The following is a 24,192-nucleotide window of genomic DNA, read 5'->3' on the forward strand; positions in this document are numbered from 1 at the left end:
TTAGCCTCCTAACATCGACAAATGTTTAGTGGCGCCAGTAAGCCGGTCTTGTAAAAAGTGGCTGACTTTTTTGTCACCCAGTAAGGCGGTAATTTCGTCTGCTATACGTTCAATCTTTTTGTCATTGCTTTGAGCATCGCTTTGCGTGTTTGGGGTTAATAAGTGACGCAATTCGTGACCTTGCTCGGCAAACAAGCAAAGGTGAAGTTTACCTAGCGAGCTAATTCTCAAGCGGTTACAGCTGGCGCAGAAATCTTTGCTGTAGGGCATGATAAGGCCGATTTTGCCAGCATAATCTGGGTGGTAGAACTCTTGCGCTGGGCCTGCGGTTTTATCTCTTAACGCTGGTAGCCAGCCATTTTGCAGCAAGTGACGCTTAATGGTGTCGCCACTAACATGCTGCTGATCAAAGAAGGTTGTGTTATCACCAGTTTGCATCAACTCGATAAAGCGTAATGAAACAGGTTTGTCTTTTACCCAACCTAAAAAGCGTGACAACTCATCTAAATTAAAGCCGCGCATTAATACAGTATTTACCTTCACAGTTAATTGCGGCGCTGCAAGTGCTTGGTCAATGCCTTCAAGAATGGTGGCTAACTTGTTGTGGCCAGTAATTAGCTGAAACTGCTTGGCGTCTAAACTATCAATACTGATATTAATAGCATCTAAGCCAGCATCTAACCAGCTCGGCAAATGCTCAGGTAATTTATAACCATTAGTGGTTATGCCAACTTTTTTAATGCCTGAGGTATTTTTGCAGGCACTGATAATTTCAGGTAAGTCTTTTCGCAAAGAGGGCTCACCGCCAGTAATACGAATTTTCTCTGTGCCTAAACGAGCGAAGGTTGCCGCCAGTGTTTTGATTTCGGGCAGGGTAAGAAAATTGCGATCGTGATCGCACTGATAACCATCAGGCAAACAATATTGGCAACGAAAGTTGCATACATCAGTAATTGAAAGGCGCAGATAATAAAATCTGCGACCGAAAGCGTCTTGTAACATCTCACCTTTCCAAATGCGGGAGGCTAGCGCGTTTCCTTGCTAACCCTGGTGGTTTGACAAGTGGTCGCTGCATTGCTTTGCCACTCGTTAACCACGGCTTATCAGACTTATCTTTGTCGCTTAATGCAACAAATACTTAGTGCTGAAAAGCTCGGCGAACCAAATTGTTCCTTAAGCATAACAATTCACAGCTGGATTTCAAACTTGCATAAAACCCAGTATATTGAGCAGGCGCAAATTATTATAAGGTTTTGTCATGGCTGATTGTTTTAGTCAATCGGGGTTGCTGCCATTTGAGCAAGCGAAAACCCTCATATTAGAAAATGTTCCAACCCACAGCGATAGTGAAGAAATTCCCATTGACCAGGCAATTGGTAGAGTTCTAGCCAGCCAAGTGCTGAGCCCCGTTAATGTGCCTCCTCATGATAATTCAGCGATGGATGGCTATGCCTTTGCTCAGGCAAGTGTTGAGCATACTAATAGGCTAAGGTTGGTAGGCAAAGCGCTTGCAGGTGCACCCTTTAAAGGCCAAGTCGGTGCAGGTGAATGCGTTCGCATTATGACCGGTGCTAAATTGCCTTTAGGCTGTGACACGGTTGAAATGCAAGAAAATGTTGAGGCTCAAGACGATCAGCTTGAGCTGCAACAAGCAACTAAGCATGGTCAGCACGTTAGAGCGACAGGCGAAGATATTGTGCAACAACAAGTATTGATGAACGAAGGACATCAGTTAACGAGCGCTGATATAGGTACCTTGGCTTCTATTGGTATTGCCTCCGTCGCCGTTGTGAAACCGCTGACTATTGCGTTGATTGCGACAGGAGATGAGTTAAAACAGCCAGGTGAAGTGTTAAAGGAAGGGGATATTTTTGAAAGTAATCGCTTCTTTTTGTCGGCGATGTTGAGCAAGCTACCAGTTAAGGTGATTGATTTTGGCGTGATCGCTGACGATAAAGAGAAACTGCGAGCAGCGTTTAATCAAGCTAACCAGCAAGCGGATGTGGTGATCTCAAGTGGCGGTGTTTCAGTGGGGGAGGCTGACTACACTAAACTGATTTTGGAAGAATTAGGCCAAGTAGGCTTTTGGAAAATTGCCATGAAGCCAGGCAAACCGTTTGCTTTTGGTAAGCTAGCGAACAGCACCTTCTTTGGCCTGCCGGGAAATCCCGTTTCAGCATTGGTCACTTTTTACCAGCTAGTGGTGCCTGCGCTCTACCAAATGATGGCGGGGCAAATGCCACCGCGCGTTAAATTGCCTGCGGTAACAACTTCAGCACTGAGAAAAGCACCGGGGCGCATGGATTTTCAACGGGCGGTTTGGCAGTTAAATAGCGAAGGTCAACTTGAAGTGACAAGCACAGGCTCACAAGGCTCTGGCATCTTAACCAGCATTGCCAAAGCTAACTGCTTTATTTTGTTACCACAAGATCAAGGTCGAGTTGAGCTGGGCGAAACTGTGACGATAGAGTTGTTTGACGAGTTAATCTCATAATTAGCTACTTTCCTGAACAGTAATTTTTCCTTAACAGTAATTTCTAGAGCGGCTCAGGTGTTACTAGCAGTGACTTAAGGATTAGTTTTAAGAAATGATGTGCTCATTTATAAATGATTGTAATGAGCACACCGTTTTCTGAACTGAGGCATGAGATAGTCACTTATTCAATAAAGTTAACATTAATTTTATCCGCTTTGGCTACGTCGATAATTTCAACACCACCAATACTGTTTTGCAGGCGAGAGGCGGTTTTATAAGCACCGCGAGTTTCCGCAAAAGTAATAATATCGTCGCCATTACACATAACTTTCAACGCAACGTCATGTGTTGATAGGTTGTAGTCCTCCATGGCCACTTTCATTCGAATGGGTTTGTTGCTAGCCGCTGATTTACATACTTTGATCAGTGCGCGCTCTACTTGTTTGTCCATTGCCATACTATTGCCGCTCACCAGCGCCAACGATAAACCAGCGACAACGCCAGTGATGACAGTTTTAACCTTAATTGTTTTGATTGGGCTATTCATTGTTAATCTCCTTGATTTTGATGGCGTGCAAAGTGTTACTGAGCATCAATTAGCACGCTTGTTTAAAGTGCTGTTGTAGATGTATTGCCAAGCACAAGTTAATAGTGGTGTTTTTTCATCGAAAAGTTGTTAATGAGTCGAGACTGGCTGTAAATATCTTTACCGTAGAAAACAGGTTGTTCGTCGCTAAGTGATTAATAATTCGTCTTTTATGGAAAATGTGAATAATGATTTTTGAAAAATATAGTTACATTCGATCGCGATAACATGAGTCTATAGCCGATAAACGGTGACAAAAATTTGGTGAAAAATTGGAATTGTGTTACTGTTGATCTATACAGTTTATTGTCTAATGTTTTACTGCGTTATTAAATGCAGTGTTCGGTAAATGAGGGAAACGCATGGCAGTTGAAAGTCGGTTTGTGGTAATTAGAGATGGCGTGGAGGTGCAGACGTTTATGGATAAGAAGGCCGCTGATGAATACGACAAAATGTTGGATATGGCAGATAACTTGTCTGCGATGCTCACCGATGCACCAATCGAATTGTCAGAGCAAGTAACTGAAGACCTCAGTATCTTTTTAGCGGAGCGACGCGAAGAAGTGCTCATTGCGCTGCAAGCGAAAAAGCCAAAGCCAGCACCAAAAACTGAAGCGCAGTCTGCGAGCAACAAAGAGCAAGCATCAAATAAAGTAAGTAAAAAAGATAAAGCGACTAACACTAGTAAAGCTGATAGTAGTGATGAAGAACAGCTTCCAGAAGCAAGTTAGTGACTGAAAACTTACAAACTGCATCTTCGGGTAGCTTGTCTTATCAATTGGTTTATAGTGACAAACGCAAAACAATAGGTCTACAAGTTAAGCACGGGCTTATCACAGTTCGTGCTCCCTCCTTTGTTGATAAGACTTTTGTTGAGCGATTTGTGGCCAGTAAAGCAAGCTGGCTTAGGGCAAAAGTTTCTCAACAACACAATACAGAAAACCGCTTACCACGCTATCGGCTTATGGATGGTGGTCGTATGCTATTTATGGGAAAAGAGTTCGATATTATAGTGCAAACGGGTCGCCGACGTAGTATTGAACTTGGTGAAGAGGTTTTCACTTTTAAACTGCCAAGCAGCTATTTTGCTTCAAGCGAAGATGAAATAAATTGTAAAGGCATACCTAGCAAGTTAACGCTTCAATTGGAAAAACAGCTTGATCAATGGCTCAAAGAGCAGGCGTTAAAATATCTACCCGAGCGGGTCCGATATTGGTCATCAATAACCAACTTATTCCCGCAAGAGGTATTGATTAGGAAGTACAAATCCCGGTGGGGAAGTTGCACGAGTCAACGCGTTGTCAGTTTAAATAGCCGGCTAATGTTGTGCCCTGTAGAAGTTATTGACTATGTTATTATTCACGAGCTTTGCCACTTAGTTCATCTTAATCATTCCGCAAAATTCTGGCAGCTTGTAAACAGGCACTGCCCTGATATGGAACAAGCTAAATCTTGGCTTAAACAAAACCAGCGAGAGTTCTATTTTTAGTTTCATTAGCATTCTATAGATAACTAGCGCTTGAACATTTGTTTGAGCTGCTTTTTCCACATGCATTGAAGTTAAAGCTACTCAGCTAATCAGCCTTCCTCTGCTTTGTAATAATTGCTTAAATTACCTAGCGCTTTATTTTTCAACTGTTTTTATATCTTTCTATATAAGTCTTTTCTTTGCACATAATTTATCCCTGCGAATATTTTCGTATTTTTTTCTTGAATGCGTAATTTTTATACGACTAAAGCGGTTATATATGAAAATTATTTGTTAATTGAGCGTTAAATTTAACGAACTATTTTCAAATTTTTGGATCAAACAATGCATAAGCAGTAAATCAGAGGTAAGAATGCACAAGTAGTAAGGTTGGGTTTATGAGGAAAGGTCATGAAATTAACAACGAACGTTGTCAAAATGGTATTGATATATTGTATATCAGCGATAATTTCGCTCTTATTAATTAAGCTACTGTTGCCATTTTAAAGGCTTTTTTGTCACAGAATTATTTTTTGTACCAACTGGTTTGGTGCAAGGTCTTTACTTATCTCTATATTTTTCGCCTTATTTATCTACCTGTTCCCATGTGTCTAAAAATCTTACAAATATTGTTGATATTCATTAACAATTTGAAAAATATGCGTTAGATTAGACTATTAAAATAATAATAACGAAAGGAAGTACCTCTTTATGAGTTCGTCGGTTCTTATTTGTGATGACTCGAATCTCGCGAGAAAACAAGTGATAAGAAGTTTACCCTCGCAATGGGATGTAGATGTTCAACTCGCCAAGAATGGTCTTGAAGCATTGTCTGTGTTACGCACTGCCAATATTGATGTCATGTTTCTTGATCTAACCATGCCTGAATTAGATGGTGTCGGTGTGCTTGAAGCACTTCAACAAGAAAATATAAGCCTGCCTGTATTTGTTATTTCTGCAGATATTCAACCTGAAATGCAAAATAAAGTGTTAGAACTAGGCGCAAAGGCTTTTTTGCGTAAGCCTATTAATGCCGATACCTTAACCTCGACTTTACAAGATTTTGGAATTCTGTAATGGCGTATGAATTAACTGAAGATCAACAAGACTGCTTGCAGGAGTTGATCAATGTTGCCATGGGTCAGGCAAGCGATCAGCTCGCTCGCTATTTAGACTCTTTCGTCTACTTAACCGTACCCAATATTGCCTTAGTCAATGGGCAAAAGTTGAGTGATGACCTTGTTGCTAACGAAGCATCTATGGCTGTTGTGAGCCAAGGCTTTTTTGGTTATGAGGGGATTCGCGGTGAAGCCTTGCTGGTCTATCAACACAAAGACTCGGATCGTATCGGTGATTTGCTCGGCTACGAGCCCGATGAATTGTCGGTTGAAGAGCAGTTAATCGATATTAGCTCAATTTTAACAACCACTTTTTTGAATGTATTTGCTAGCCAAATAGAAAATCAGCTTTCATACAGTGCACCAAAATTACTAGCAGATAGTAAAGGTACCTTATCGGCTCATTTGACTCAGCTTTCGTTTGATTGGGATACGGCATTAACGGTAAATATTAATTATCAGGTGACCGACTACTCGTTCAATTGTGAAATGATTTTGTTAATTCCAGAAGCTGCGATCGATAACATTAAAACCGTTATTGATAGGATCTTGGCAGACTTTTAATGAGTGAGGGTATGATGGACAGCCAAATAATTGATCAATTAAATTCTGGTGTTTTACTGGTCGATCTGAACTTTAAACTCGTTCATTGGAACCGTTTCCTCGCTGTTCATGTTAATAAGCCTTTTAATGACGTTGCTGGGCAATCAATATTTGATGTCTTTCCAGAGTTACCTAAACGTTGGTTAGAGCGCAAGCTCAATAGCGTTGTTCAACTAGGTACACCAAGCTTTTGTGGTTGGGAGCAACGACACCACTTATTTGAATTACCTCACACTCGGCCAATCTCTACAGACAGCGAGTTTATGGCACAAAACTGTACGTTCTTGCCTTACCTTGAGCAGCAGCAGTTGGCGGGAGTTTATATCTTAATTGAAGATGTCACCGATGTATGCCATTACCAGTCAATGCTCAAAGCCACGATGCAGGAGCTTGAGCTAGCGACTCGAATTGATGGCCTAACTAAAGTTTACAATCGCAAGTTTTGGGAAGAGTCACTTACTCATGAGTTTTCGCGTGCCAAGCGCTATGCTTGTGACATGAGTTTGTTGATGTTTGACCTTGATCATTTCAAGTCCATTAATGATAACTATGGTCATCAATGTGGTGATCTTGTTCTTGTCGAAGCTGCTCACAGAGTTAACTCGCTATTGCGCGATGCTGATGTTTTAGGTCGCTATGGCGGCGAAGAGTTCGCTGTTATTTTAACGGAAACTGCGCAGTTCGGTGCGGTTGAAGTCGCCGAGCGAATTAAAAAATCGCTCACTGCAACTCCTGTAGTCTTTAATGGCAAAGAGATTTATTTTTCTGCGAGCATTGGCATTGCTTCATTTAACTCTGAGCAAACCAGCCATGAGACGCTAATTGCTGAAGCTGATGCCGCTTTATATCGGGCGAAATCATCAGGGCGAAATAAAATTTGCCTCTCTCCTACACTTTATAAGTGTTCTTAATACCAAAAACGTTAAACCATCACAAAATAGCTGTAGAAGTTTAAATTGAGCTATTTTGCCTAGTTATGCACAAAAGCTATTGGTTTATTCATAATTAATGGGTTTTATTCAGTGTTTTAGAGTTGACATTCTAAAATGACAGTGGCATGTTAAGCCCATGCTTAAAATTCAAAACCACATCATTACCATTATTACCACTACCACCCTCGAGGGTTGGTGGTCATTGGCTGACGTGTAAATAAAATAGATTTTTACAAAGCCCGTGACCTAACAAGGTCACGGGCTTTTTTGTTTTTAGAGGAAGAAAAAATGCGGGTATTAAAGTTTGGTGGGTCATCACTGGCATCAGCGGAACGATTTAAAGCAGTTGCCGATATCATTCTTGCCAAAGAAAAAGAGTCTAGCGTTGCCGTTGTGGTATCTGCACCACAAGGTGTTACAAACCACTTGGTTGCTATGGCTGAAAATATTGGCGATGAAGCCAAAATGCAGCAAGATTTATCGCATTTCAAGCAAGCCATTGAAACCATAATCACCGACTTAAGTGCTAGCATTCCTTCTTTTGATAAGCACCATGCCGAGCAAGCGTTAACTGATTGGGAGCATCAATTAACACGCTTGATGCAAGGGGCACATTTGCTTGAGTTTTGTCCGGATCATGTGCGGGCACGCATCATCTCAACAGGTGAGCGATTAAGCGTTGCTATTTTGTCATCAGTGATTGCCGCTCATGGAAAAGAGGCTGTAGCCCTAGCGCCTGAACAATTCTTAGCTACTAATGATGTATCACTCAATGCGGTTGCTGATCTCGTATTATGTAAAGAGAAGTTTAGCCTTGCATATCCTTCACTATCGGGCATTAGCATTATGCCAGGTTTCATTGGTGTAAATAGCAAAGGTGAAGTGACTACGCTCGGTCGCAATGGCTCTGACTACTCAGCTGCGGTATTAGCGGTTTGTGCGCAAGCAGAATGCTGTGAAATATGGACAGATGTAGACGGTGTTTATAATGCTGACCCACGCATTATTAAAGATGCAAAACTATTGGATTACCTCTCGTACCAAGAAGCAATGGAGCTTTCCTACTTTGGTGCGAAAGTGCTGCACCCCAAAACCATTGGCCCAATTGCGCAATTCCACATTCCTTGTTTGATTAAGAATACTGGCAACCCGTCAGCGCCGGGTACTCGCATTGCTAATGAAACTGACGACAAGCAGCAAGTAAAAGCGATATCTAACCTAGATAACCTGACCATGGTTAATGTATCTGGTCCCGGCATGAAAGGCATGGTAGGTATGGCTAGCCGCGTATTTGCCGCGATTAGCCGCGAACAAATTTCTATGGTGATGATCAGTCAGTCATCAAGTGAATACTGTATCAGTTTTTGTATTCATACTGCTGACACGTTCCGCGCCGAACAAAGTTTAAAGCAAGAATTTGAGCTGGAGCTATTAAACGGTTTATTAGAGCCCATCGAACTACAAAGCAATTTATCTATTGTTTCACTCGTTGGTGATGGCATGCACCATCAACGCGGTGTGGCGGCTAAATTATTTTCATCATTAGCACAAGCACGCGTGAATGTTGTGGCGATTGCGCAAGACTCTTCTGAGCGCAGTATCTCAGTGGTGATTGAACAGCGTAAATGTACTGACGCACTTAAAGTGTGTCACCAAAACTTCTTCTCACACCGTTTAACCATTGATGCTTTTGTTGTTGGTTGTGGCGTTGTTGGTAGTGAACTGCTAGGTCAAATTGCTAAGCAGCAAGCGAGCCTAAAAGCGCAGCAAATCGAGCTAAAAGTATATGGCCTAGCAAACTCAAAAGGTATGCTATTTAATGAAGGGGGTATCGACTTAGCTAATTGGCAGCAAACACTAGCCGATGCCGATGAGCAGCAACGAGAGCCGCTGACGGTTGATAACTTAAAAGCTTTTGCCCGTGATAATCACTTAATCAATCCTGTATTAGTGGATGTTACCTCGAATGAAGCGCTGGCACTGCAATACGCAGATTATTTGGCAGAAGGCTTCCATGTTGTCACACCAAACAAAAAGGCTAATACTGATTCTTGGCAATACTACGGCAAGCTGCGCGAAGCGGCGCAAAGCACTAATCGCCGCTTCTTATACGAAACAACTGTTGGTGCTGGCTTACCTGTGATTGACACCTTACAAAACCTGATTAAAGCCGGTGATGAACTGGTGCGTTTTGAAGGGATTTTATCTGGCTCACTATCTTACATTTTCGGTAAGCTAGAAGAGGGCATGTCGCTGTCTGAGGCAACAGCGATTGCCAAAGAAAATGGTTTTACTGAGCCTGATCCACGTGATGATTTAAGCGGTATGGATGTCGCACGTAAACTATTAATTATGGCGCGTGAAGCAGGTATGCCATTAGAGCTAAAAGATATCCAAGTAGACTCTGTGTTACCGAATAATTTTGATGCCAGTGGCGATGTCAGCGAGTTTATGAATAACTTAAATGCACTTGACGGCGAAGTTGCTGAGCAAGTGGCGAAAGCCCAAGCAGAAGGGAAAGTGCTGCGCTATATCGGCACTATTAACGAAGGCAAATGCCGTGTGGCTATTCAAGCGGTCGCTGCTGACCATCCGCTATACGTGATTAAAGACGGCGAAAATGCTCTAGCGATTCACTCTCGCTACTATCAACCACTGCCATTTGTACTGCGCGGTTATGGCGCAGGTGCTGCTGTTACCGCAGCTGGTGTTTTTGGTGACTTACTGCGCACGCTAGCTTGGGAGCAACAACACTAATGACTGTTTCAGTTTTTGCCCCTGCTTCAATAGGTAATGTGACGGTTGGCTTTGATGTTTTAGGCCTTGCTGTGCAACCGGTTGATGGCAGCTTGTTAGGCGATGTGGTTAGTGTCGAAGCCAGTGATAGCGATCGTCTTGATGTCATTGGCAACTTCGCTAATAAATTACCGAGCGAGCCAAGCGATAATATCGTTTGGCACTGTTTGCAACTATTTAACCAAGCCTTGGCTGAACAAAAGGCTGCGCAAAAGGCTGCGCAAGGTCATACAATTCAGTCTGTTAGGTTAACGCTTGATAAAAAAATGCCAGTTGGCAGTGGTTTAGGTTCAAGCGCGTGCTCTGTTGTCGCAGCGCTTGAAGCGCTTAATGCATTTTATGACAAACCATTTTCGCCTGAGCAAATGTTAGCCATGATGGGACAAATGGAAGCGCAAATTAGTGGCAGCCTGCACTACGATAATGTTGCGCCATGTTACTTTGGCGGTTTGCAGTTAATGATCGCCGACCCAGCGATAATCACGCGAACATTGCCAAGCTTTGAAGATTGCTATTTTGTGATGGCGTACCCGGGTATTGAAGTCTCGACGAAAGCAGCACGTGAAGTATTGCCTAATGAGTACTCAAAAGCTGATGCTATTGCCTTTGGGCAAACCTTAGCAGGCTTTGTTGACGCTTGTTACCGACAAGACAAACAACAAGCTTTCGGTCATTTTAAAGATGTACTGGCTGAGCCTTATCGAGAGAGCTTATTGCCGGGCTTTGTTGAAGCGAAAGCTCATTTGCAATCAGCAGGTTGTTTAGCGGTTGGCATATCTGGCTCAGGTCCAACATTATTTGCCGTAACCGACGATAAAGCTCTGGCTGACAACGCAGCTACTTGGCTGCAAGAAAATTACTTATCAACAGAATTAGGTTTTGTGCATGTCTGCAAAGCCGACACACAGGGCGCTCGCTGCCTGTAAATGGAAGGAAGTTAACGTGAAGTTTTATAATTTAAAAGAAAATGAAGAGCAAGTCAGTTTTGCTCAAGCAGTTAAACAAGGTTTAGGCAAAAATCAGGGCTTATTCTTTCCTGAAGATATTCCGGCGCTCGACAATGTTGATGAACTGTTGGCAATGTCTTTAGTTGAGCGCAGCGTGCATGTATTGGCTCCTTTTGTCGCAGGCGATTTAACCAAAGATGAACTGGCGGAAATTGTCACTAACGCTTTTAATTTTCCAGCGCAAATTCAGCCGATCAGCGAGCAACGTTCAGTATTGGAATTATTCCATGGTCCAACGCTAGCCTTTAAAGACTTTGGCGCCCGCTTTATGGCGCAGTGTCTACAAAAATTCACTAATGGTCAAAAGATCACTATTTTAACGGCAACTTCTGGTGATACAGGCGCGGCTGTTGCTCATGCGTTCCATGGCTTAGAGAATATCCGTGTGGTGATCTTATACCCGAAAGGTAAGATCAGCTTACTGCAAGAGAAAATGTTCACAACGCTTGGCGGCAATATTGAAACCATTGCCATTGAGGGCAGCTTTGATGATTGTCAGGCACTTGTTAAACAGTCATTTGACGATAAAGAGCTAGCACAAGCTATTGGCCTAAATTCAGCTAACTCAATTAATATTAGCCGCTTACTCGCGCAAGTTTGTTACTACTTTGAGGCGGTGGCTCAATTAAAACGTCAAAATAGCCAGTTAGAAGATATCGTCTTTTCTGTGCCAAGTGGCAACTTTGGTAACTTAACGGCGGGCTTATTTGCTAAAGCCATGGGCTTACCAATTAAACGCTTTGTTGCCGCAACTAATGCCAATGATACTGTGCCACGTTATTTAGCAACGGGCGAGTGGGCGCCGAAAGCCACAGTAGCGACAATTTCTAATGCGATGGACGTTAGTAACCCGAATAACTGGCCACGCGTTGAGCATATGCTAAAAGCGGGCATCGTAGACGAATGTGTGAGCTCAATTTCGGTCGATGAAGAACAAACGCAATCAACTATGTTGCAACTGAATAAATTAGGCTATATCAGCGAGCCGCACGCAGCAGTAGCTTACAAAGCGCTTGGTCACTGTGAAGACAATGAGTTTGGTGTGTTCTTAGGTACGGCGCATCCCGCTAAGTTTAAAGATGTAGTGGAAAGTACTTTGGGGCAGCCAATTGCGCTGCCAAAAGAATTAGCCGATTGCGCTGGTGAAAAGATTCTATCGGTGGATATGAATGCTGATTTTGCTGGTTTAAGAGCTTACTTGTTGACGTAAGCTCTTTAAGAAAAGGCATTTAAGTTTAAGTTTTGTTACTTAAGCTTTCTTAATCAAAATAAATGATCATTTCTGCCGCTTCACAGTGGCAGTCAAAGCCACAAAGAATGCAGTCGTAGCCATTTAATGCGTCTTCACGCCACTTATCTGGGTGCGATTGCACTAACTCGCCACCACATTTGGTAAAGTATTTCACTGCGCTATTGCCTGGGCTTTGTTTCCATAAATGACTCACGCCTGCAATCGCCCCTTGCTGCTTGGCGGCAGTAATCGACAGCTTAAGCAATTCACTGCCAATACCATAGCCTCGATAGTTTTCATCAACGGTATTGCATTTGAAATAACAAACTTGAGCCGTGTCTGCCTGCCACTTTTGTGGGGAACACCATTTGTCGATATGCCATTGCTCGGCGGCATAGGTAATGCGAAAGCCAACGAGCTTGTTGCCGTCATATGCAACAAAGCCAGCATTAATCTCGTCTTTAAAACCTTTTTGATACCAGTCTTGAATATTGTTCTCGTTCATATAGCCATCACCATGCACATGGTTGGCTAGCTGGATCACTTTAGCAAAGTCATTTGGGGCCAACGCCCGATAATCAATGGTCGTCATTACTGCTTGTCACGCCAATTAAAATAATGGCATAGTTTGCCACTGTTTTGATTTAGTTGCATTAACGCTCGCCCAATTAACCTATGTATGATCCGCTACACGATTCCATCCCTGGTATTAACCTTGACTATCCCAACAGCTATTGGGCTGATGTTTCTGGCGAAAGTCCAGACAATGATGGCCAGCTGCAAAGTGATCTCGATGTTGATGTAGTCATCATTGGCGGCGGCTTTACTGGCTTATCCTGCGCATACTACCTTGCTGCAGAACAAGGTATCAAAGCGGTTGTGTTAGAGGCTAATCAAACCGCTTGGGGCTGTAGTGGTCGTAATGCAGGATTTGTCTTAAAGAGCTCTGGTCGAAAATCGTTTACTGACATGGCGAACGATTGGGGCAATGAAGTAATGCGTGGCATCTATCAAGAGATGGCGGCGGGCGTTGATACCGTCAATAATTTAATTGCACAAGGCATAGACTGTGATCGCCAAGCACCTGGCTATTTAAAAGTTGCTCATAAGCCTAATAAGCTCAAGGAATTAATTGCCCTCGCTGATGTTCAACGCCAGCAATTTGGTTATCAAGTGGAAGTGCTGTCAAAGCAGCAAGTCCGTGATCAGTACATGGATGACCAACAAGCCTATGGTGCCATTCGCTATCAAGATGGTTTTGGCTTAAACCCACTTAAACTTGCCTGGGGCTATCAGCGCTTAGCGCGCCAAGCGGGTGCTAAAATTTATACTGGCACGCCAGTGATTAATTGGCAGCAACAAGGCGAATATCAAGAGTTAATCACGCCAAATGCTAAGGTGCGCGCGAAAAAAGTGGTGCTAGCAACCAATGGTTATACACCCAAAGGTTTTCATCCTTGGGTTAATAACCGATTCTTGCCAGTACTATCACAAATAATTGTCACTGAGCCGCTGACCGAGCAACAAATTGCGGCATGCAACTGGCAAACGAATAATGTGGTAATGGACACTCGTGCGTTAAAATACTATTACCGAAAGCTGCCAGATAATCGTATCTTATTTGGTGGGCGCGGCGCCATTACTGGTAAGGGCGCAGAAGATGATTATTACCCGAAACGTTTGCTTTCGGTGTTAAAGCAAAGTTTTCCTGCACTTCAACGCATTAACTATGATTACGCGTGGGCTGGGTGGATTTGCATGTCGCTAGATGATATTCCACATATTTATCACGATGACCAGCAACAGGTTTTCTATGCTATGGGCTATTGCGGGGCAGGGCTGTCATTTTCGGCACAGGCAGGTAAACGCTTAGCGGAAAGTGTCGCAGAAAAACAGCTTCCTAATTTACCGATATTTAATCGTCACTTACCTAAGTTTCCGTTTGCCCCGCTAAGACGAGTTGGCCAATGGGGCTATTTTCAATACGGCAAAATCAAAGATAGGTATTTTTAGCAACTTAGCATAGTAACTTTTAGATAAAATCATTTGTTGCAGATGTAAAAAAACCACGGTACAGCGTGGTTTTTTTATGGGATTAACTAAGCAAGCTAGTTAAGGTTAATGGTTAATGGTGACATGCTGGTCGTCGTTCCTGACGGCGCGGTAATGGTGACTTCCAATACACCGGTTTGAGGCTCACCACCGGCAGGGTTACTAATCAAGAATTCTAATGTAACGGCCGACAACCTGTCATCAAAAGTAAATTCAGTTTGACCGAATAGCTCACCTGCAGTTGATGTCACTGTAACCTGTGTATCACGAGGCATTGCTTGCAGCGCTGTATCAGAAACAAACAGCTCAAAGCGCTGTGAGCTGCCATCACTAATACTAGGTACATTCTGGCGAATGTTGGTAATGTTAGATCTGAAGGTATCGCCAGCGCCATCGCTTAAGGTAAATGATGCGCTTGAACTCGCCATTACCATGACAATTGCTTTACGCACATGAATGGCTTGATTATCTTCGGCAGCGCAACGTGCGCCTTGACATTGCGGACCGTTAAACAAACCGTCTTGTGTTGTAAAGCTATTATCGTTATTAAAATCTAAGAATACTTCACCCGCATCATATTGATTATCTTCATCATCATCACGCCATGCTTCACTCATATCAACAAAGCCAGAGGCTTGAGCCACCTGACGGCCACGACCTGAAGATACAGTCGAGTTAACAATGGCAGTACCGTCATTGTCGTCAAAGGTATTATTACCGTTAGTGTCAAAGAAGGTTTCGTGGCCAAGCGCCGTCGCTAAAATGGTAATACGGTGATCAGGTACACGTGGCTCTGCACTAGTCCAAGTAACTGAACAAGCGCCGTTAGTTGTAATACAGCTTGGCTCAATGGCACCGCCTTCGGTGGTAAAGTTGACGGTTGTACCGTCTGGTACTGGGTTATTAAAGTTGTCAGCTAAGCGGGCAGTAATTTGCGCTTCAACACCGCTGATGTCGCCAGCTTCTGGATTGGAAATATCAGTCGATAACGTCACCGAACGTTGTTCAGGTAAACCCGTATTCACTGACAATAAATCTGACTGGGTTTGTACCTCAATCGTTTCATTGCTGACGTTCATGGTCGACTTAGCAGTAACGCGAACGGCAGTTGGTACAGTACCTGCGGTAACTTTAACAGTCACAATACCTTGGCTGTTAGTAAGACCAGATGTTGGGCTTAGCGTCATGCCACCTACTTGAGTACTTAAACTAAAGTCCACAGCTTGTTGCGCTAGCGGGTTACCTAAGGCACTGCGCACAGTAAAGGTTAAAGTAGAAGTTTCTTGTTGGCCTTGGCCACCTGTACCTTTTAAGACGATAGAGGTTGGCTCTGCAGAGGTAAACTCAATTGAACCAAGCTGTTCGCCAGCGATACTCACTGTGCTCGAAGCAATGCTAGTAACGCCGTTAACGGTAATTGATGCAACGATAGCATCATCAATACCTGAGCTGCCTGCACAGCTTAAGTCTTCAAAGGTCGCATTGGCACTTCCTTTGATAGTAAACACTGATTCATCAACAGTAGCGTCACCACTTTGCACACAGTTCGAAGAAAAGCTTACTGGTGTTGGTGTATTAATACGGTTACCTTCGCTATCTACTAAATCAACAGTTAAACCTAATGTCCCGCCTGCACTGATGGTGTCTGAGCCTAATAGAACCTCACCTTCGTTAAAGGTTCCGCTAGCATCAATATGACCAATGCGAATACCTTCATCGACAATAACAGCGTCAGCAGCAATGATTTCGTAGTTAAATTGACTAGGTGTTACTTCGCTATCTTCACCAAGTGACGCAACCACAACGCCAGCGCCTATTTGACCGTCGCTTACCAGCGTAACCTTAGCTTCACCTTGGCTATTCGTCAGTGCCGTAGTTGTGTTCAAGGTACCAATATCGGCTGTAAAAGTGACAATTTCATTAACAATAGGTTGATTAGCATTAGTCGTTAAGCGGGCAATAATTTGCGCTTGTTGATCCGCTTTAAACTGGCTCGTGACTTGGCCATCGACTAATAGTTGGCTGGCAAGACTAGGGGCTTGCACTGCTGTTGCTTGTAAAAACTCGAAATCGTCTGATGCCGTCAGTTCACCAATCGTCGCTGTAGCTGTACCTGCGCCAGCAGCAAGCTCAATATTAGTGACCGTAACACTTGCTTGGCCTTGTTCATTAGTGAGGCGAGAGCTAACGGCTAGGCTACCGATGGTGGTTTCAAAGCTGACACTGCGGCCTGCGATGATTTGCCCATTGCTATCTAGCACGGTTGCTAATAGCTGTACTTCATCATTGGCTTGAAAGCTTTGTTGACTTTGCCCTGACGCATTCAAAATGGCTAGGGTAATTGAATTGACTGTTTGGCTTTCACTGGCGGTGGGATTGTCTCCTGAGCTGCCATTACAACCAACTAAAAGGCTAAGGCTCGCAAAAAGCAGTGCCGTGAAGTACTTTTTCATTCGGAATACCTGTTGAAAAGGATGGACGTAAAACTACAGCAAGAATAAATTTCTGTCGGTAAAAAGTCTATGAATTTTCTGGGCTATTTTGTGTTCTTAATCAGATATTACTCAGTTAAATTACTGGTAATTTTAACGAGCGAGTTTGGCTACTCGCGTAATTCAACTACTTGGTCCGCGCATCTAGTTGCCTAGTTCACCTTGTTAATTAACTTGCCTGTATTAAAGCCTGCGATGTTTGCCGCAACTATATTTAAAATACGTTGCTGTGCTTGTTGGCTTGCCCAAGCAATATGACCCGTGATAGCAAGATTGGGAATATCACCGCTAACAAAGCCAGCAACTAATGGGTGTGAGCTTGGTGGTGGCTCTTGATCAAGCACATCTAAAATGGCGTAGCTAAGCTGCTGTGTTCTCAGTGCATTGGCTAATGCATTATTGTCAATCAGGTCGCCACGGGCAGTATTAATCAATATTGATGAAGGCTTCATTTGAGCTAAGCGAGCACTATTGATTAACCCTTGAGTTGCGGGCGTTGAAGGGCAATGTAAACTGACAACATCAGCATTAGCTAGCATATCGTTAAAACTGACGCGGTCTTCGCGAACTGTGTGGCTGTCAGGTCGCTCTGCAATTAGTACCTTCATATCAAAAGCACGTGCCGCTTTAGCAACCGCTTGGCCAATATGGCCATAGCCTAAAATACCGAATGTTTTTCCCGCTAATTCATTAATTGGCTGATCGTGCAAACAAAATGCTTGGCTGGTGCTCCATTTGCCGCTGGCAACATTGGCATTGTGCTGTTCAATATTTTGAAAACGCTTAAACAGCTGTGCAAAAACATATTGAGCGATTGGCGGCCCTGCATAGTCTTTTGCATGACAAACCTCAATTTGGCGCTGTTTAGCTGCGGCTAAATCAATATTGTTCGTGCCAGTTGCGGCAACACAAATCAGTTTTAGCTTAGGTAGCTTGGCCAGTGTTTCGGCATCTAATACCACTTTATTGGTGATAATTATTTCGGCATGCTGGGCGCGGCTAATCACTTCTGCTGGCTGAGTGAACTCATGTATGGTGAGCTTTTCTGTTTTTTGGCGAATTGGATTAACATCAAGGCCAGAATTGAAGGTGCCGTAATCAAGAAATACTGTTGTCATCATTTTATTGCCGCTTAGCGTGGCTCAGGGGAGTGGCGCAAGCTTAACGAGAAAGGCAATAGGCCTCAAGTACGGCGATTCACATGGTTTTTACGATAGTTGTAATGGCGTTATTAACCCACAGCACTTATAGTAACGCTGGTAAAGGTAAGGGCATAGTGCCCGCAAAGCCTAAGAACAATAACTAGAGATAGTAAACCATGAAATTAAACAAATTATTCGCCGCAATGGCGATTTCTGGCGTACTTTGGGGATGTAACTCAACAGATACTAGCCAAGCCGTTAGCCAATCACCAGAAGCCGAGGTTAATACTGTGGCTGCAAATAGTACAGAAATTTCAGCTGCAACTGAGCTGTTAATGTCAGAATGGACTGGCCCATACCAAGGTGTACCAGCGTTTGATAAAGTATCACTCATTGGTTTAAAACCTGCGCTGGAAAAAGCGATGGCGTTGAATCTAGCTGAAATCGAGGCGATTGCTAATAATCCAGCACCAGCAAACTTCGAAAATACCATTGTTGAAATGGAGCGAGCAGGCAAAGTACTCAATCGCATTTTCAGATATTACGGTATTTGGAGTGCTAACCGCTCTTCAGCTGAATTTAGAGAAATTCAAAGTGAAATGGCACCTAAGCTGTCAGCGTTTTTCTCAAAAATTAATCAAAACGATAAACTTTTCCAACGTGTTTCAGCTGTTTACAACGGCGAAGAAGTCAAAGGCTTATCAAAAGAGCAGCAACGCTTAGTGTGGTTGGTATACAACGGTTTTGCTCGCAATGGCGCAACCTTGCAGGGCGAACAAAAAGCACGTTACGCTGAAATTAACCAACGTTTAGCTCAGTTACATACAAAATTCGCTAACAACGTTTTAGCTGATGAAGAGAACTACGTACTATTTCTTGATGAAAGCCAGCTGGGTGGTTTAACTGATTCTATTATTGCCGCAGCAGCTAAAGCGGCGAAAGAGCGCGGACAAGAAGGTAAATACGCCTTTACCAATACTCGTTCTTCAATGGATCCGTTCTTAACCTATTCAACTGAACGTGAATTGCGTAAACAAGTTTGGGAAACCTACTACAACCGTGGTGACAATGGTGACGAATTTGATAACAACGAGATTATCAAAGAGATCTTAACACTTCGTCACGAGCGTGTTGGCTTATTAGGTTACGATAATTATGCATCGTGGCGTTTAGAAGATCGTATGGCGAAAAAGCCAGAGAATGCGATCGCATTAATGGAGAAAGTTTGGCCAGCAGCAATTGCCCGTGTTGATGAAGAAGTGGCAGACATGCTGAACATCGCCAAAGCAGACGGCGTAAAAATGATCAAACCATGGGATTATCGTTACTACGCTGAAAAAGTACGTATGGACAAATACGCACTTGATTCAAGCGAAGTGAAGAAATACCTACAAGTTGAAAAGCTGCAAGATGCAATGTTCTATGTTGCGGGTCGTTTATTCAACTACAGCTTCAGTGAAATTACCGATGGCTCAGTACCTGTATTCCATGAAGATGTGCGCGTATGGGACGTAAAAGATAAAACCTCTGGCGAGCATATTGGTTTATTCTACTTAGACCCGTTTGCCCGTAAAGGTAAGCGCAGCGGCGCATGGGCGACAACTTACCGCAGTCATACAACGATTGATGGTAAAACTAACGTTTTATCGTCGAATAACTCGAACTTCATCAAAGGTAAAGAAGGCGAGCCAGTATTAATTTCTTGGGATGATGCAGAAACTTTCTTCCACGAATTTGGTCATGCATTGCACTTCTTATCATCTAATGTTGATTATCCAACGCTAAATGGTGGTGTACGTGATTACACTGAATTCCAATCACAGCTATTAGAGCGTTGGTTAACTACCGATGAAGTGATTAACACTTACTTGGTGCACTATAAAACTGGCGAGCCAATGCCAAAAGATTTAGTCGCTAAAATCAAGCAGGCAGCAACTTTTAACGAAGGTTTTAAAACGACTGAGTACTTAGCGTCTGCGATTATTGATATGAAGCTACACACGACAGATCCTGCTGGTATTGACCCAGATAAATTTGAGCGTGAAGAATTAGCCAAGCTCAATATGCCATCGCAAATTGTTATGCGTCACCGTACGCCGCATTTTGGTCATGTATTTAGTGGGGAAGGCTACTCAGCTGCATACTACGGCTACATGTGGGCAGAAGTGCTAACCTCTGATGCGTCAGAAGCGTTTGAAGAAGCTCCTGGTGGTTATTACGACCCTGCTGTCGCAGCAAAATTAGTAGAGCACTTATTCAGCGTGCGTAACGCGGTAGATCCTGCCGAAGCATATCGAGCGTTCCGTGGCCGTGACGCTGTGGTTGATGCGCTAATGCGTGACCGTGGTTTTCCGGTGACTAAATAGTAACTTTTAAATTAAGTTATCAGCTACTAACTAGCTGAACTAAAAGTTAAATACGCTAAAGCCCGCATTTGCGGGCTTTATTATTTTTATCTATATTGCAGAATCAAATTATCACGCCAACAAGGAATATACTGATGAAAATCACCTCATCTGAACGTTTGTTTTACCGTTTACTAACCGCTGACGATGCACAGTTATTGGCAGATCTTGATCAAGACCCTGAGGTGATGAAATACATTAACGGTGGGCGAGTCAATACGCTTGACGATATCGAGCAAGTGTTCATGCCAAGATTGCAAAAATTTGTTAACCCTTCGCAAGGCTGGGGGATGTGGGGTGTTTTTACCCAAGGTGCGAAAGCGGAACAAGCTACCGATATAACTCAAGCAGAATCTCAAGCAGAGCATGACCGCGAGCACTTTATCGGCTGGATTTTGATAAGACCAATGGGCTTTTTTACGGATAAACCCAACTGGGATGAATTAGAAATTGGCTGGCGCTTTAAACGTCACACCTGGGGCAAAGGCTATGCCACCGAATCTGCAAAACATGTGATGTCGGCGATTCAATCACTAGGTATTGCACGCGGCATTGGCGCGATTGCCTTGCCAGATAATTCCGCCTCGATTGGGGTGATGAAAAAGCTTGGCCTTCAATATGCCTCTACCTATCAGCATACAGATCCATTGGGTGACGCAGAAGTTGTTTATTACCGACTCGCTTGGCAGCCGCTAGTAATTAGTCGGTAATAAACAAAATATATTTATAATTATCTACTCGTAGTGACGTTCGCGTTTCGTCTTTATCACGGCTATATATGCATGCCAGCTCGCATAGCTCAGCACTGGCATAATCAAAATAAAACCAAACCCTTGGGTTAAGAACCCCACAAGTACAAAGCCTAGAATGACTAAGGCCCATGCAAACATGGCGAACACATTCTTGTTAACCGCTTTTACTGAGCTTATCACCGCGGTCATAATATCAACGCGGCGTTCAACCATAATTTGTGGCGTAAAGGCGCTGATGGTGAACACCACAGCAGCCATGGCTGCCCCCACTAGCGTACCGAAACCTAAAAAGAAAGTAAGTTCCTCAAAGGTTGGATTTACGGTATTGGGATAAAGTGCATGGATCAAGGCGGCTAGGCGAGTCCACGCAATCATGCAAATCATTAGTAAGATGGCAAAACCCCATTCGCCAACGGGATTTCTAAACATGGATTTTAGACTGTGCGACATGGTCGGCTTGTGACCCTTTTCTAGCTCCCACGCAACATCGTATAAACCAGTGGCAAATGCCGGACCAATCAAAGCAAAGGCAATTGTGGCGGGCAAGATAATCAAATGATTTTCTGTGTTTGCCACCAAGTAGAAAATTGCCACAGGTACGACACTAAAAATAAGGCCGTAAATTAAGCTAATTAATGGTGCTTTCGTAAAATCTTTGATGGCTAAACTTAACCAGTGAAAACAGGCAAAGGTACTGACTTGATTACTTTCAATCGTTCTGGCAAACGCTTTTTTATCTCGTGTTTGACGGTTTGCTTGTGCCTGTGTTGACGTCTGAGTGGTCGGCATATCATATCCCTCGTTCGTTGTCGTTCTTGCGGATACTGCTTCATAATCTAGGGTAGTCTACCTATTTGATTACGCAGTTATATTAACCATGGTTCATTTTTCCCGATTGAGCCAGTTTATGCGTAAGTTCGTAAGCTAGTTTGTAATGTTATGGCGTAAGGTTAGTTCGTAACCAACAACGGTGAAGTTAGGAGGAAGTATGCACAATGAACTAGACGTAAAATATTGTCTGTCGGTGTTTAATAAGGTGCTTAGTGACGGTGAAGTGTTAGAGGGTAAACGCCATTGGCAAGGGCTTTCTGCGTGGGCTGATTTTGATGGCTATACCTGCTATTTACAGTTTAATCAGGTGGTGGTGACCTTACTGTTTCACGGCAAATATGATGTCAGCAAGCCTAATGAAGAGGCTTGGCAACAATTTTTAAAGAAAATTAAAAGTTTGGCAGACCGTTTATAACGGTTTACCTTGCTGGTTATCAGCTACAAAGGAATGCTTTTACCAAGGAATCACTTTATGCTGCCAATCAAGGTAACTGGCCTGTCCATCCAACTCAACATGGTGTTTGGCTGACAATAATTGCGTTGCAACAAACGCGGGTGTAAATAGCTTATCTTTGCGCACATTGCGCTGAAACGGTTTAGATAACGGCGTGTCGGTTGTTCCGGGGTGAAACAAAATAAATTTGACGTGCTTAGCTCTGCGACTTGCCTCTATCGCCAAACATTTTACTGCCATATTTAACGCTGCCTTTGACATTCGATAACTGTACCAACCGCCCAATTGATTATCGCTAATACTGCCGATGCGAGCGCTCATCACAGTAACAAAACAAGGTGCTTGATAATGCTCTAAATAAGGCATTAAGGCTTGTAACCAGCGCAGTGGTGTTAACGTATTGGCTGATAAAACTTGATCAAAAGCGCTTGGCTCAAACGCTTCGATTTTTTTCTCTGGCATAAAGTCTTCGCTGTGTAAGATACCATTGCAAATTATAATTTCGCTCAGTTGTCTTTGATCTTTAGAGTGAGTCACGGAGAGAGTTGCAAAGAGCTCAGTTAACAAGGCTTGTATACTTGCTTGCTGATAATCACTTTGTCGCCAAGTTAATTGTCCATTGGCCAAAAAAGGCGCCAGTGATTGCGGCATAGCTTGTCGAGATACGGCGATAACCTTGTTATGTTCAGCTTTTGCTTTATTTTGGTTTAGCTTGTCGTTTAGAAGCTGCGCAATCACCGCTTGGGCAATGGCACTGCTAGCACCAATCACTAGACTCGTTCTCATTGCCGCATTTTCCTTTTTGAATCAATGGAATCAATGTTGTGCTCGGTGTTAGGTAGCCCATCAGTAACTTTATTTGTATGGCTAGACTGATGAACGGTTGTTGGAATGGCGCACGAACAACCTTGTTTGTCTAGTGTTTCTTGCTTAGTTAATTTGGCGTACAGCTTAGATATGGTGTGGCGATTAGCTGCAAATAACCGATAGCCGAGCTTTGCCAACGGTCGAGTTAGTCGCCAGGCTAGGGGCTTAACCCAAAACTCTTTACCGACTAATCGCCATGCATGGTAATTTACGTCGATACCCGTGATCACTTTACCCCTGAGCTTACCGTGTATAACGCGCATCGCCTCTTGGCGATCAATATCAGGAAATTGAGTAGCAAAATCGTTCTGATGTAAGTCTTCAAATTGAATCAACTGTTTGCTATTTCGTTTGGCTAAGGCATTGATTTCAGCTATGCATAACGGGCAGTTGCCGTCAAAAAATAAGGTAAGCTCTGCCATATTTATTTCCCATTAAATATAAGTCTGCTACTAACGACAGGCTGCTAAAGAGCGTTAAAAGTCAGGATATGACAAAGCACTACGATGCTGGTGAGTACTATTCGCAACAATTGGTAGCCAAGTGGCTTGTCAGTGAATAACCCCATTTTAAATTCACTTGCTAGTAGCAGCACAAAGCCACTAGCTAGCACGAGTAAAGCCAGTTGTGCTGGCAGTAACAAGCAGGCGAAGGCAACTAAAGTAAACAGGTTGGAAATGATAGTTGCTGTTTGCGCTGTTTGCTTTAGCCATAGGGTACCTGCAAGGAAACTCAATATGCAGGCGCTGTAGGCGACAAAAACTTGGTATGGCGAGAGCGACAATAAAGAGGTATTACTGGTTGCTGCCCATGTTGCGGCGATAAATGGAATTAGCCCTAGGTAACCCAGTGTTCGCCAATTGATTATATTTGCCATTGCTTTCACACCTTTTGTTTTCACGCCTTTATTGCCTGTGCAATGCATTATTATCTGTCTGAGAATTTACGCAGCACGATGCACAGGCGATCAGTAACGCAGG

Annotated in this window: 22 protein-coding genes and 1 riboswitch; of the genes, 13 read left to right on the forward strand and 9 right to left on the reverse strand. The window is 43.3% G+C overall.

The features are described 5' to 3' along the window. Nucleotides 1-1,002, reverse strand: coding sequence for a GTP 3',8-cyclase MoaA (moaA, locus tag DXX92_RS03860; RefSeq protein WP_115999237.1), 1,002 nt, complete (start codon nucleotides 1,000-1,002; stop codon nucleotides 1-3). After that, nucleotides 989-1,171: riboswitch (molybdenum cofactor riboswitch) on the reverse strand. It overlaps the preceding gene by 14 nt. Nucleotides 1,172-1,258: 87 nt before the next feature. On the opposite strand from moaA, the gene moeA reads away from it, so the two are divergent. After that, nucleotides 1,259-2,494 (forward strand): molybdopterin molybdotransferase MoeA, encoded by a 1,236-nt coding sequence (gene moeA, locus DXX92_RS03865; RefSeq protein ID WP_115999238.1) that lies wholly within the window; start codon nucleotides 1,259-1,261, stop codon nucleotides 2,492-2,494. A gap of 163 nt (nucleotides 2,495-2,657) precedes the next feature. Here the strand turns inward: moeA and DXX92_RS03870 are convergent, their stop codons facing one another. Beyond that, nucleotides 2,658-3,023 carry a DUF3718 domain-containing protein gene (locus DXX92_RS03870; protein WP_245961392.1) on the reverse strand — a complete coding sequence of 122 codons (366 nt, stop codon included), beginning with the start codon at nucleotides 3,021-3,023 and terminating at the stop codon, nucleotides 2,658-2,660. Between the two features lie 401 nt (nucleotides 3,024-3,424). On the opposite strand from DXX92_RS03870, the gene DXX92_RS03875 reads away from it, so the two are divergent. The 8 genes from DXX92_RS03875 to thrC all read left to right on the forward strand — a co-directional run bounded on the left by DXX92_RS03875 (nucleotide 3,425) and on the right by thrC (nucleotide 12,196). Continuing rightward, nucleotides 3,425-3,793 (forward strand): YebG family protein, encoded by a 369-nt coding sequence (locus DXX92_RS03875; protein ID WP_115999239.1) that lies wholly within the window; start codon nucleotides 3,425-3,427, stop codon nucleotides 3,791-3,793. Then, nucleotides 3,793-4,551 carry a M48 family metallopeptidase gene (locus DXX92_RS03880; RefSeq protein WP_115999240.1) on the forward strand — a complete coding sequence of 253 codons (759 nt, stop codon included), beginning with the start codon at nucleotides 3,793-3,795 and terminating at the stop codon, nucleotides 4,549-4,551. The genes DXX92_RS03875 and DXX92_RS03880 overlap by 1 nt, the downstream gene beginning before the upstream one ends. A 690-nt stretch (nucleotides 4,552-5,241) precedes the next feature. Further along, nucleotides 5,242-5,607: a response regulator gene (locus DXX92_RS03885; RefSeq protein WP_115999241.1), complete on the forward strand. Its 366-nt coding sequence runs from the start codon at nucleotides 5,242-5,244 to the stop codon at nucleotides 5,605-5,607. Further along, on the forward strand, nucleotides 5,607-6,212 hold the full coding sequence (locus DXX92_RS03890; RefSeq protein WP_115999242.1) for a chemotaxis protein: 606 nt from the start codon (nucleotides 5,607-5,609) through the stop codon (nucleotides 6,210-6,212). Before DXX92_RS03885 ends, DXX92_RS03890 begins: the two co-directional genes overlap by 1 nt. Then, entirely contained in the window at nucleotides 6,212-7,162 is a 951-nt protein-coding gene (locus tag DXX92_RS03895; protein ID WP_115999243.1) for a GGDEF domain-containing protein, read from the forward strand. Before DXX92_RS03890 ends, DXX92_RS03895 begins: the two co-directional genes overlap by 1 nt. Before the next feature lie 309 nt (nucleotides 7,163-7,471). Further along, nucleotides 7,472-9,940: a bifunctional aspartate kinase/homoserine dehydrogenase I gene (thrA, locus tag DXX92_RS03900; RefSeq protein WP_115999244.1), complete on the forward strand. Its 2,469-nt coding sequence runs from the start codon at nucleotides 7,472-7,474 to the stop codon at nucleotides 9,938-9,940. After that, nucleotides 9,940-10,905 carry a homoserine kinase gene (gene thrB, locus DXX92_RS03905; protein ID WP_115999245.1) on the forward strand — a complete coding sequence of 322 codons (966 nt, stop codon included), beginning with the start codon at nucleotides 9,940-9,942 and terminating at the stop codon, nucleotides 10,903-10,905. The genes thrA and thrB overlap by 1 nt, the downstream gene beginning before the upstream one ends. A 16-nt stretch (nucleotides 10,906-10,921) precedes the next feature. After that, nucleotides 10,922-12,196 carry a threonine synthase gene (thrC, locus tag DXX92_RS03910; RefSeq protein ID WP_115999246.1) on the forward strand — a complete coding sequence of 425 codons (1,275 nt, stop codon included), beginning with the start codon at nucleotides 10,922-10,924 and terminating at the stop codon, nucleotides 12,194-12,196. 49 nt (nucleotides 12,197-12,245) lie between these two features. Here thrC and DXX92_RS03915 read toward each other — a convergent pair whose 3' ends face one another. Further along, complete coding sequence (locus DXX92_RS03915) at nucleotides 12,246-12,809, reverse strand: GNAT family N-acetyltransferase (protein WP_115999247.1); 564 nt, start codon at nucleotides 12,807-12,809, stop codon at nucleotides 12,246-12,248. Between the two features lie 83 nt (nucleotides 12,810-12,892). On the opposite strand from DXX92_RS03915, the gene DXX92_RS03920 reads away from it, so the two are divergent. Then, nucleotides 12,893-14,230, forward strand: coding sequence for an NAD(P)/FAD-dependent oxidoreductase (locus DXX92_RS03920; protein ID WP_115999248.1), 1,338 nt, complete (start codon nucleotides 12,893-12,895; stop codon nucleotides 14,228-14,230). A 95-nt stretch (nucleotides 14,231-14,325) separates the two neighbouring features. Here DXX92_RS03920 and DXX92_RS03925 read toward each other — a convergent pair whose 3' ends face one another. Together DXX92_RS03925 and DXX92_RS03930 are read right to left on the reverse strand one after the other, a co-directional pair. Further along, nucleotides 14,326-16,722 carry an Ig-like domain-containing protein gene (locus tag DXX92_RS03925; protein ID WP_115999249.1) on the reverse strand — a complete coding sequence of 799 codons (2,397 nt, stop codon included), beginning with the start codon at nucleotides 16,720-16,722 and terminating at the stop codon, nucleotides 14,326-14,328. Between the two features lie 191 nt (nucleotides 16,723-16,913). Next, entirely contained in the window at nucleotides 16,914-17,882 is a 969-nt protein-coding gene (locus tag DXX92_RS03930; RefSeq protein WP_245961393.1) for a D-2-hydroxyacid dehydrogenase, read from the reverse strand. Between the two features lie 197 nt (nucleotides 17,883-18,079). On the opposite strand from DXX92_RS03930, the gene DXX92_RS03935 reads away from it, so the two are divergent. Together DXX92_RS03935 and DXX92_RS03940 are read left to right on the forward strand one after the other, a co-directional pair. Beyond that, complete coding sequence (locus DXX92_RS03935) at nucleotides 18,080-20,269, forward strand: M3 family metallopeptidase (RefSeq protein WP_115999250.1); 2,190 nt, start codon at nucleotides 18,080-18,082, stop codon at nucleotides 20,267-20,269. A 134-nt stretch (nucleotides 20,270-20,403) separates the two neighbouring features. Then, complete coding sequence (locus DXX92_RS03940) at nucleotides 20,404-21,018, forward strand: GNAT family N-acetyltransferase (protein ID WP_115999251.1); 615 nt, start codon at nucleotides 20,404-20,406, stop codon at nucleotides 21,016-21,018. A 24-nt stretch (nucleotides 21,019-21,042) separates the two neighbouring features. Here DXX92_RS03940 and DXX92_RS03945 read toward each other — a convergent pair whose 3' ends face one another. Continuing rightward, nucleotides 21,043-21,849 (reverse strand): DUF2189 domain-containing protein, encoded by an 807-nt coding sequence (locus DXX92_RS03945; RefSeq protein WP_115999252.1) that lies wholly within the window; start codon nucleotides 21,847-21,849, stop codon nucleotides 21,043-21,045. A 199-nt stretch (nucleotides 21,850-22,048) separates the two neighbouring features. Here DXX92_RS03945 and DXX92_RS03950 point away from each other — a divergent pair, with 199 nt between their 5' ends. Next, entirely contained in the window at nucleotides 22,049-22,306 is a 258-nt protein-coding gene (locus tag DXX92_RS03950; RefSeq protein ID WP_115999253.1) for a DUF3081 family protein, read from the forward strand. Nucleotides 22,307-22,345: 39 nt separating this feature from the next. Here DXX92_RS03950 and DXX92_RS03955 read toward each other — a convergent pair whose 3' ends face one another. From DXX92_RS03955 to DXX92_RS03965, 3 genes are read right to left on the reverse strand one after another with little or no spacing between them, the layout of a single operon-like run. After that, complete coding sequence (locus DXX92_RS03955) at nucleotides 22,346-23,131, reverse strand: SDR family NAD(P)-dependent oxidoreductase (protein WP_115999254.1); 786 nt, start codon at nucleotides 23,129-23,131, stop codon at nucleotides 22,346-22,348. Next, a complete protein-coding gene (locus DXX92_RS03960) occupies nucleotides 23,128-23,634 on the reverse strand; it encodes a thiol-disulfide oxidoreductase DCC family protein (protein ID WP_115999255.1) in 507 nt (168 codons plus the stop codon). The genes DXX92_RS03955 and DXX92_RS03960 overlap by 4 nt, the downstream gene beginning before the upstream one ends. A 44-nt stretch (nucleotides 23,635-23,678) precedes the next feature. Next, complete coding sequence (locus tag DXX92_RS03965) at nucleotides 23,679-24,089, reverse strand: DUF3429 domain-containing protein (RefSeq protein WP_181901684.1); 411 nt, start codon at nucleotides 24,087-24,089, stop codon at nucleotides 23,679-23,681. Nucleotides 24,090-24,192 lie beyond the last annotated feature (103 nt).

The sequence above is a fragment of the Thalassotalea euphylliae genome (assembly GCF_003390395.1).
GTDB classification, from domain to species: Bacteria; Pseudomonadota; Gammaproteobacteria; order Enterobacterales; family Alteromonadaceae; genus Thalassotalea_F; species Thalassotalea_F euphylliae_C.

Excerpts from the sequence above, each read along its gene's own strand:
- thrA (WP_115999244.1), top strand. The coding sequence starts at position 7,472 with ATGCGGGTATTAAAGTTTGGTGGGTCATCACTGGCATCAGCGGAACGA.
- moeA (WP_115999238.1), top strand. The coding sequence starts at position 1,259 with ATGGCTGATTGTTTTAGTCAATCGGGGTTGCTGCCATTTGAGCAAGCG.
- DXX92_RS03960 (WP_115999255.1), bottom strand. The coding sequence starts at position 23,634 with ATGGCAGAGCTTACCTTATTTTTTGACGGCAACTGCCCGTTATGCATA.
- DXX92_RS03925 (WP_115999249.1), bottom strand. The coding sequence starts at position 16,722 with ATGAAAAAGTACTTCACGGCACTGCTTTTTGCGAGCCTTAGCCTTTTA.
- DXX92_RS03895 (WP_115999243.1), top strand. The coding sequence starts at position 6,212 with ATGAGTGAGGGTATGATGGACAGCCAAATAATTGATCAATTAAATTCT.
- DXX92_RS03955 (WP_115999254.1), bottom strand. The coding sequence starts at position 23,131 with ATGAGAACGAGTCTAGTGATTGGTGCTAGCAGTGCCATTGCCCAAGCG.
- moaA (WP_115999237.1), bottom strand. The coding sequence starts at position 1,002 with ATGTTACAAGACGCTTTCGGTCGCAGATTTTATTATCTGCGCCTTTCA.
- DXX92_RS03885 (WP_115999241.1), top strand. The coding sequence starts at position 5,242 with ATGAGTTCGTCGGTTCTTATTTGTGATGACTCGAATCTCGCGAGAAAA.
- DXX92_RS03965 (WP_181901684.1), bottom strand. The coding sequence starts at position 24,089 with ATGGCAAATATAATCAATTGGCGAACACTGGGTTACCTAGGGCTAATT.
- thrB (WP_115999245.1), top strand. The coding sequence starts at position 9,940 with ATGACTGTTTCAGTTTTTGCCCCTGCTTCAATAGGTAATGTGACGGTT.
- DXX92_RS03940 (WP_115999251.1), top strand. The coding sequence starts at position 20,404 with ATGAAAATCACCTCATCTGAACGTTTGTTTTACCGTTTACTAACCGCT.
- DXX92_RS03930 (WP_245961393.1), bottom strand. The coding sequence starts at position 17,882 with ATGATGACAACAGTATTTCTTGATTACGGCACCTTCAATTCTGGCCTT.
- DXX92_RS03915 (WP_115999247.1), bottom strand. The coding sequence starts at position 12,809 with ATGACGACCATTGATTATCGGGCGTTGGCCCCAAATGACTTTGCTAAA.
- DXX92_RS03870 (WP_245961392.1), bottom strand. The coding sequence starts at position 3,023 with ATGAATAGCCCAATCAAAACAATTAAGGTTAAAACTGTCATCACTGGC.
- DXX92_RS03920 (WP_115999248.1), top strand. The coding sequence starts at position 12,893 with ATGTATGATCCGCTACACGATTCCATCCCTGGTATTAACCTTGACTAT.
- DXX92_RS03950 (WP_115999253.1), top strand. The coding sequence starts at position 22,049 with ATGCACAATGAACTAGACGTAAAATATTGTCTGTCGGTGTTTAATAAG.
- DXX92_RS03890 (WP_115999242.1), top strand. The coding sequence starts at position 5,607 with ATGGCGTATGAATTAACTGAAGATCAACAAGACTGCTTGCAGGAGTTG.
- DXX92_RS03935 (WP_115999250.1), top strand. The coding sequence starts at position 18,080 with ATGAAATTAAACAAATTATTCGCCGCAATGGCGATTTCTGGCGTACTT.
- DXX92_RS03875 (WP_115999239.1), top strand. The coding sequence starts at position 3,425 with ATGGCAGTTGAAAGTCGGTTTGTGGTAATTAGAGATGGCGTGGAGGTG.
- DXX92_RS03945 (WP_115999252.1), bottom strand. The coding sequence starts at position 21,849 with ATGCCGACCACTCAGACGTCAACACAGGCACAAGCAAACCGTCAAACA.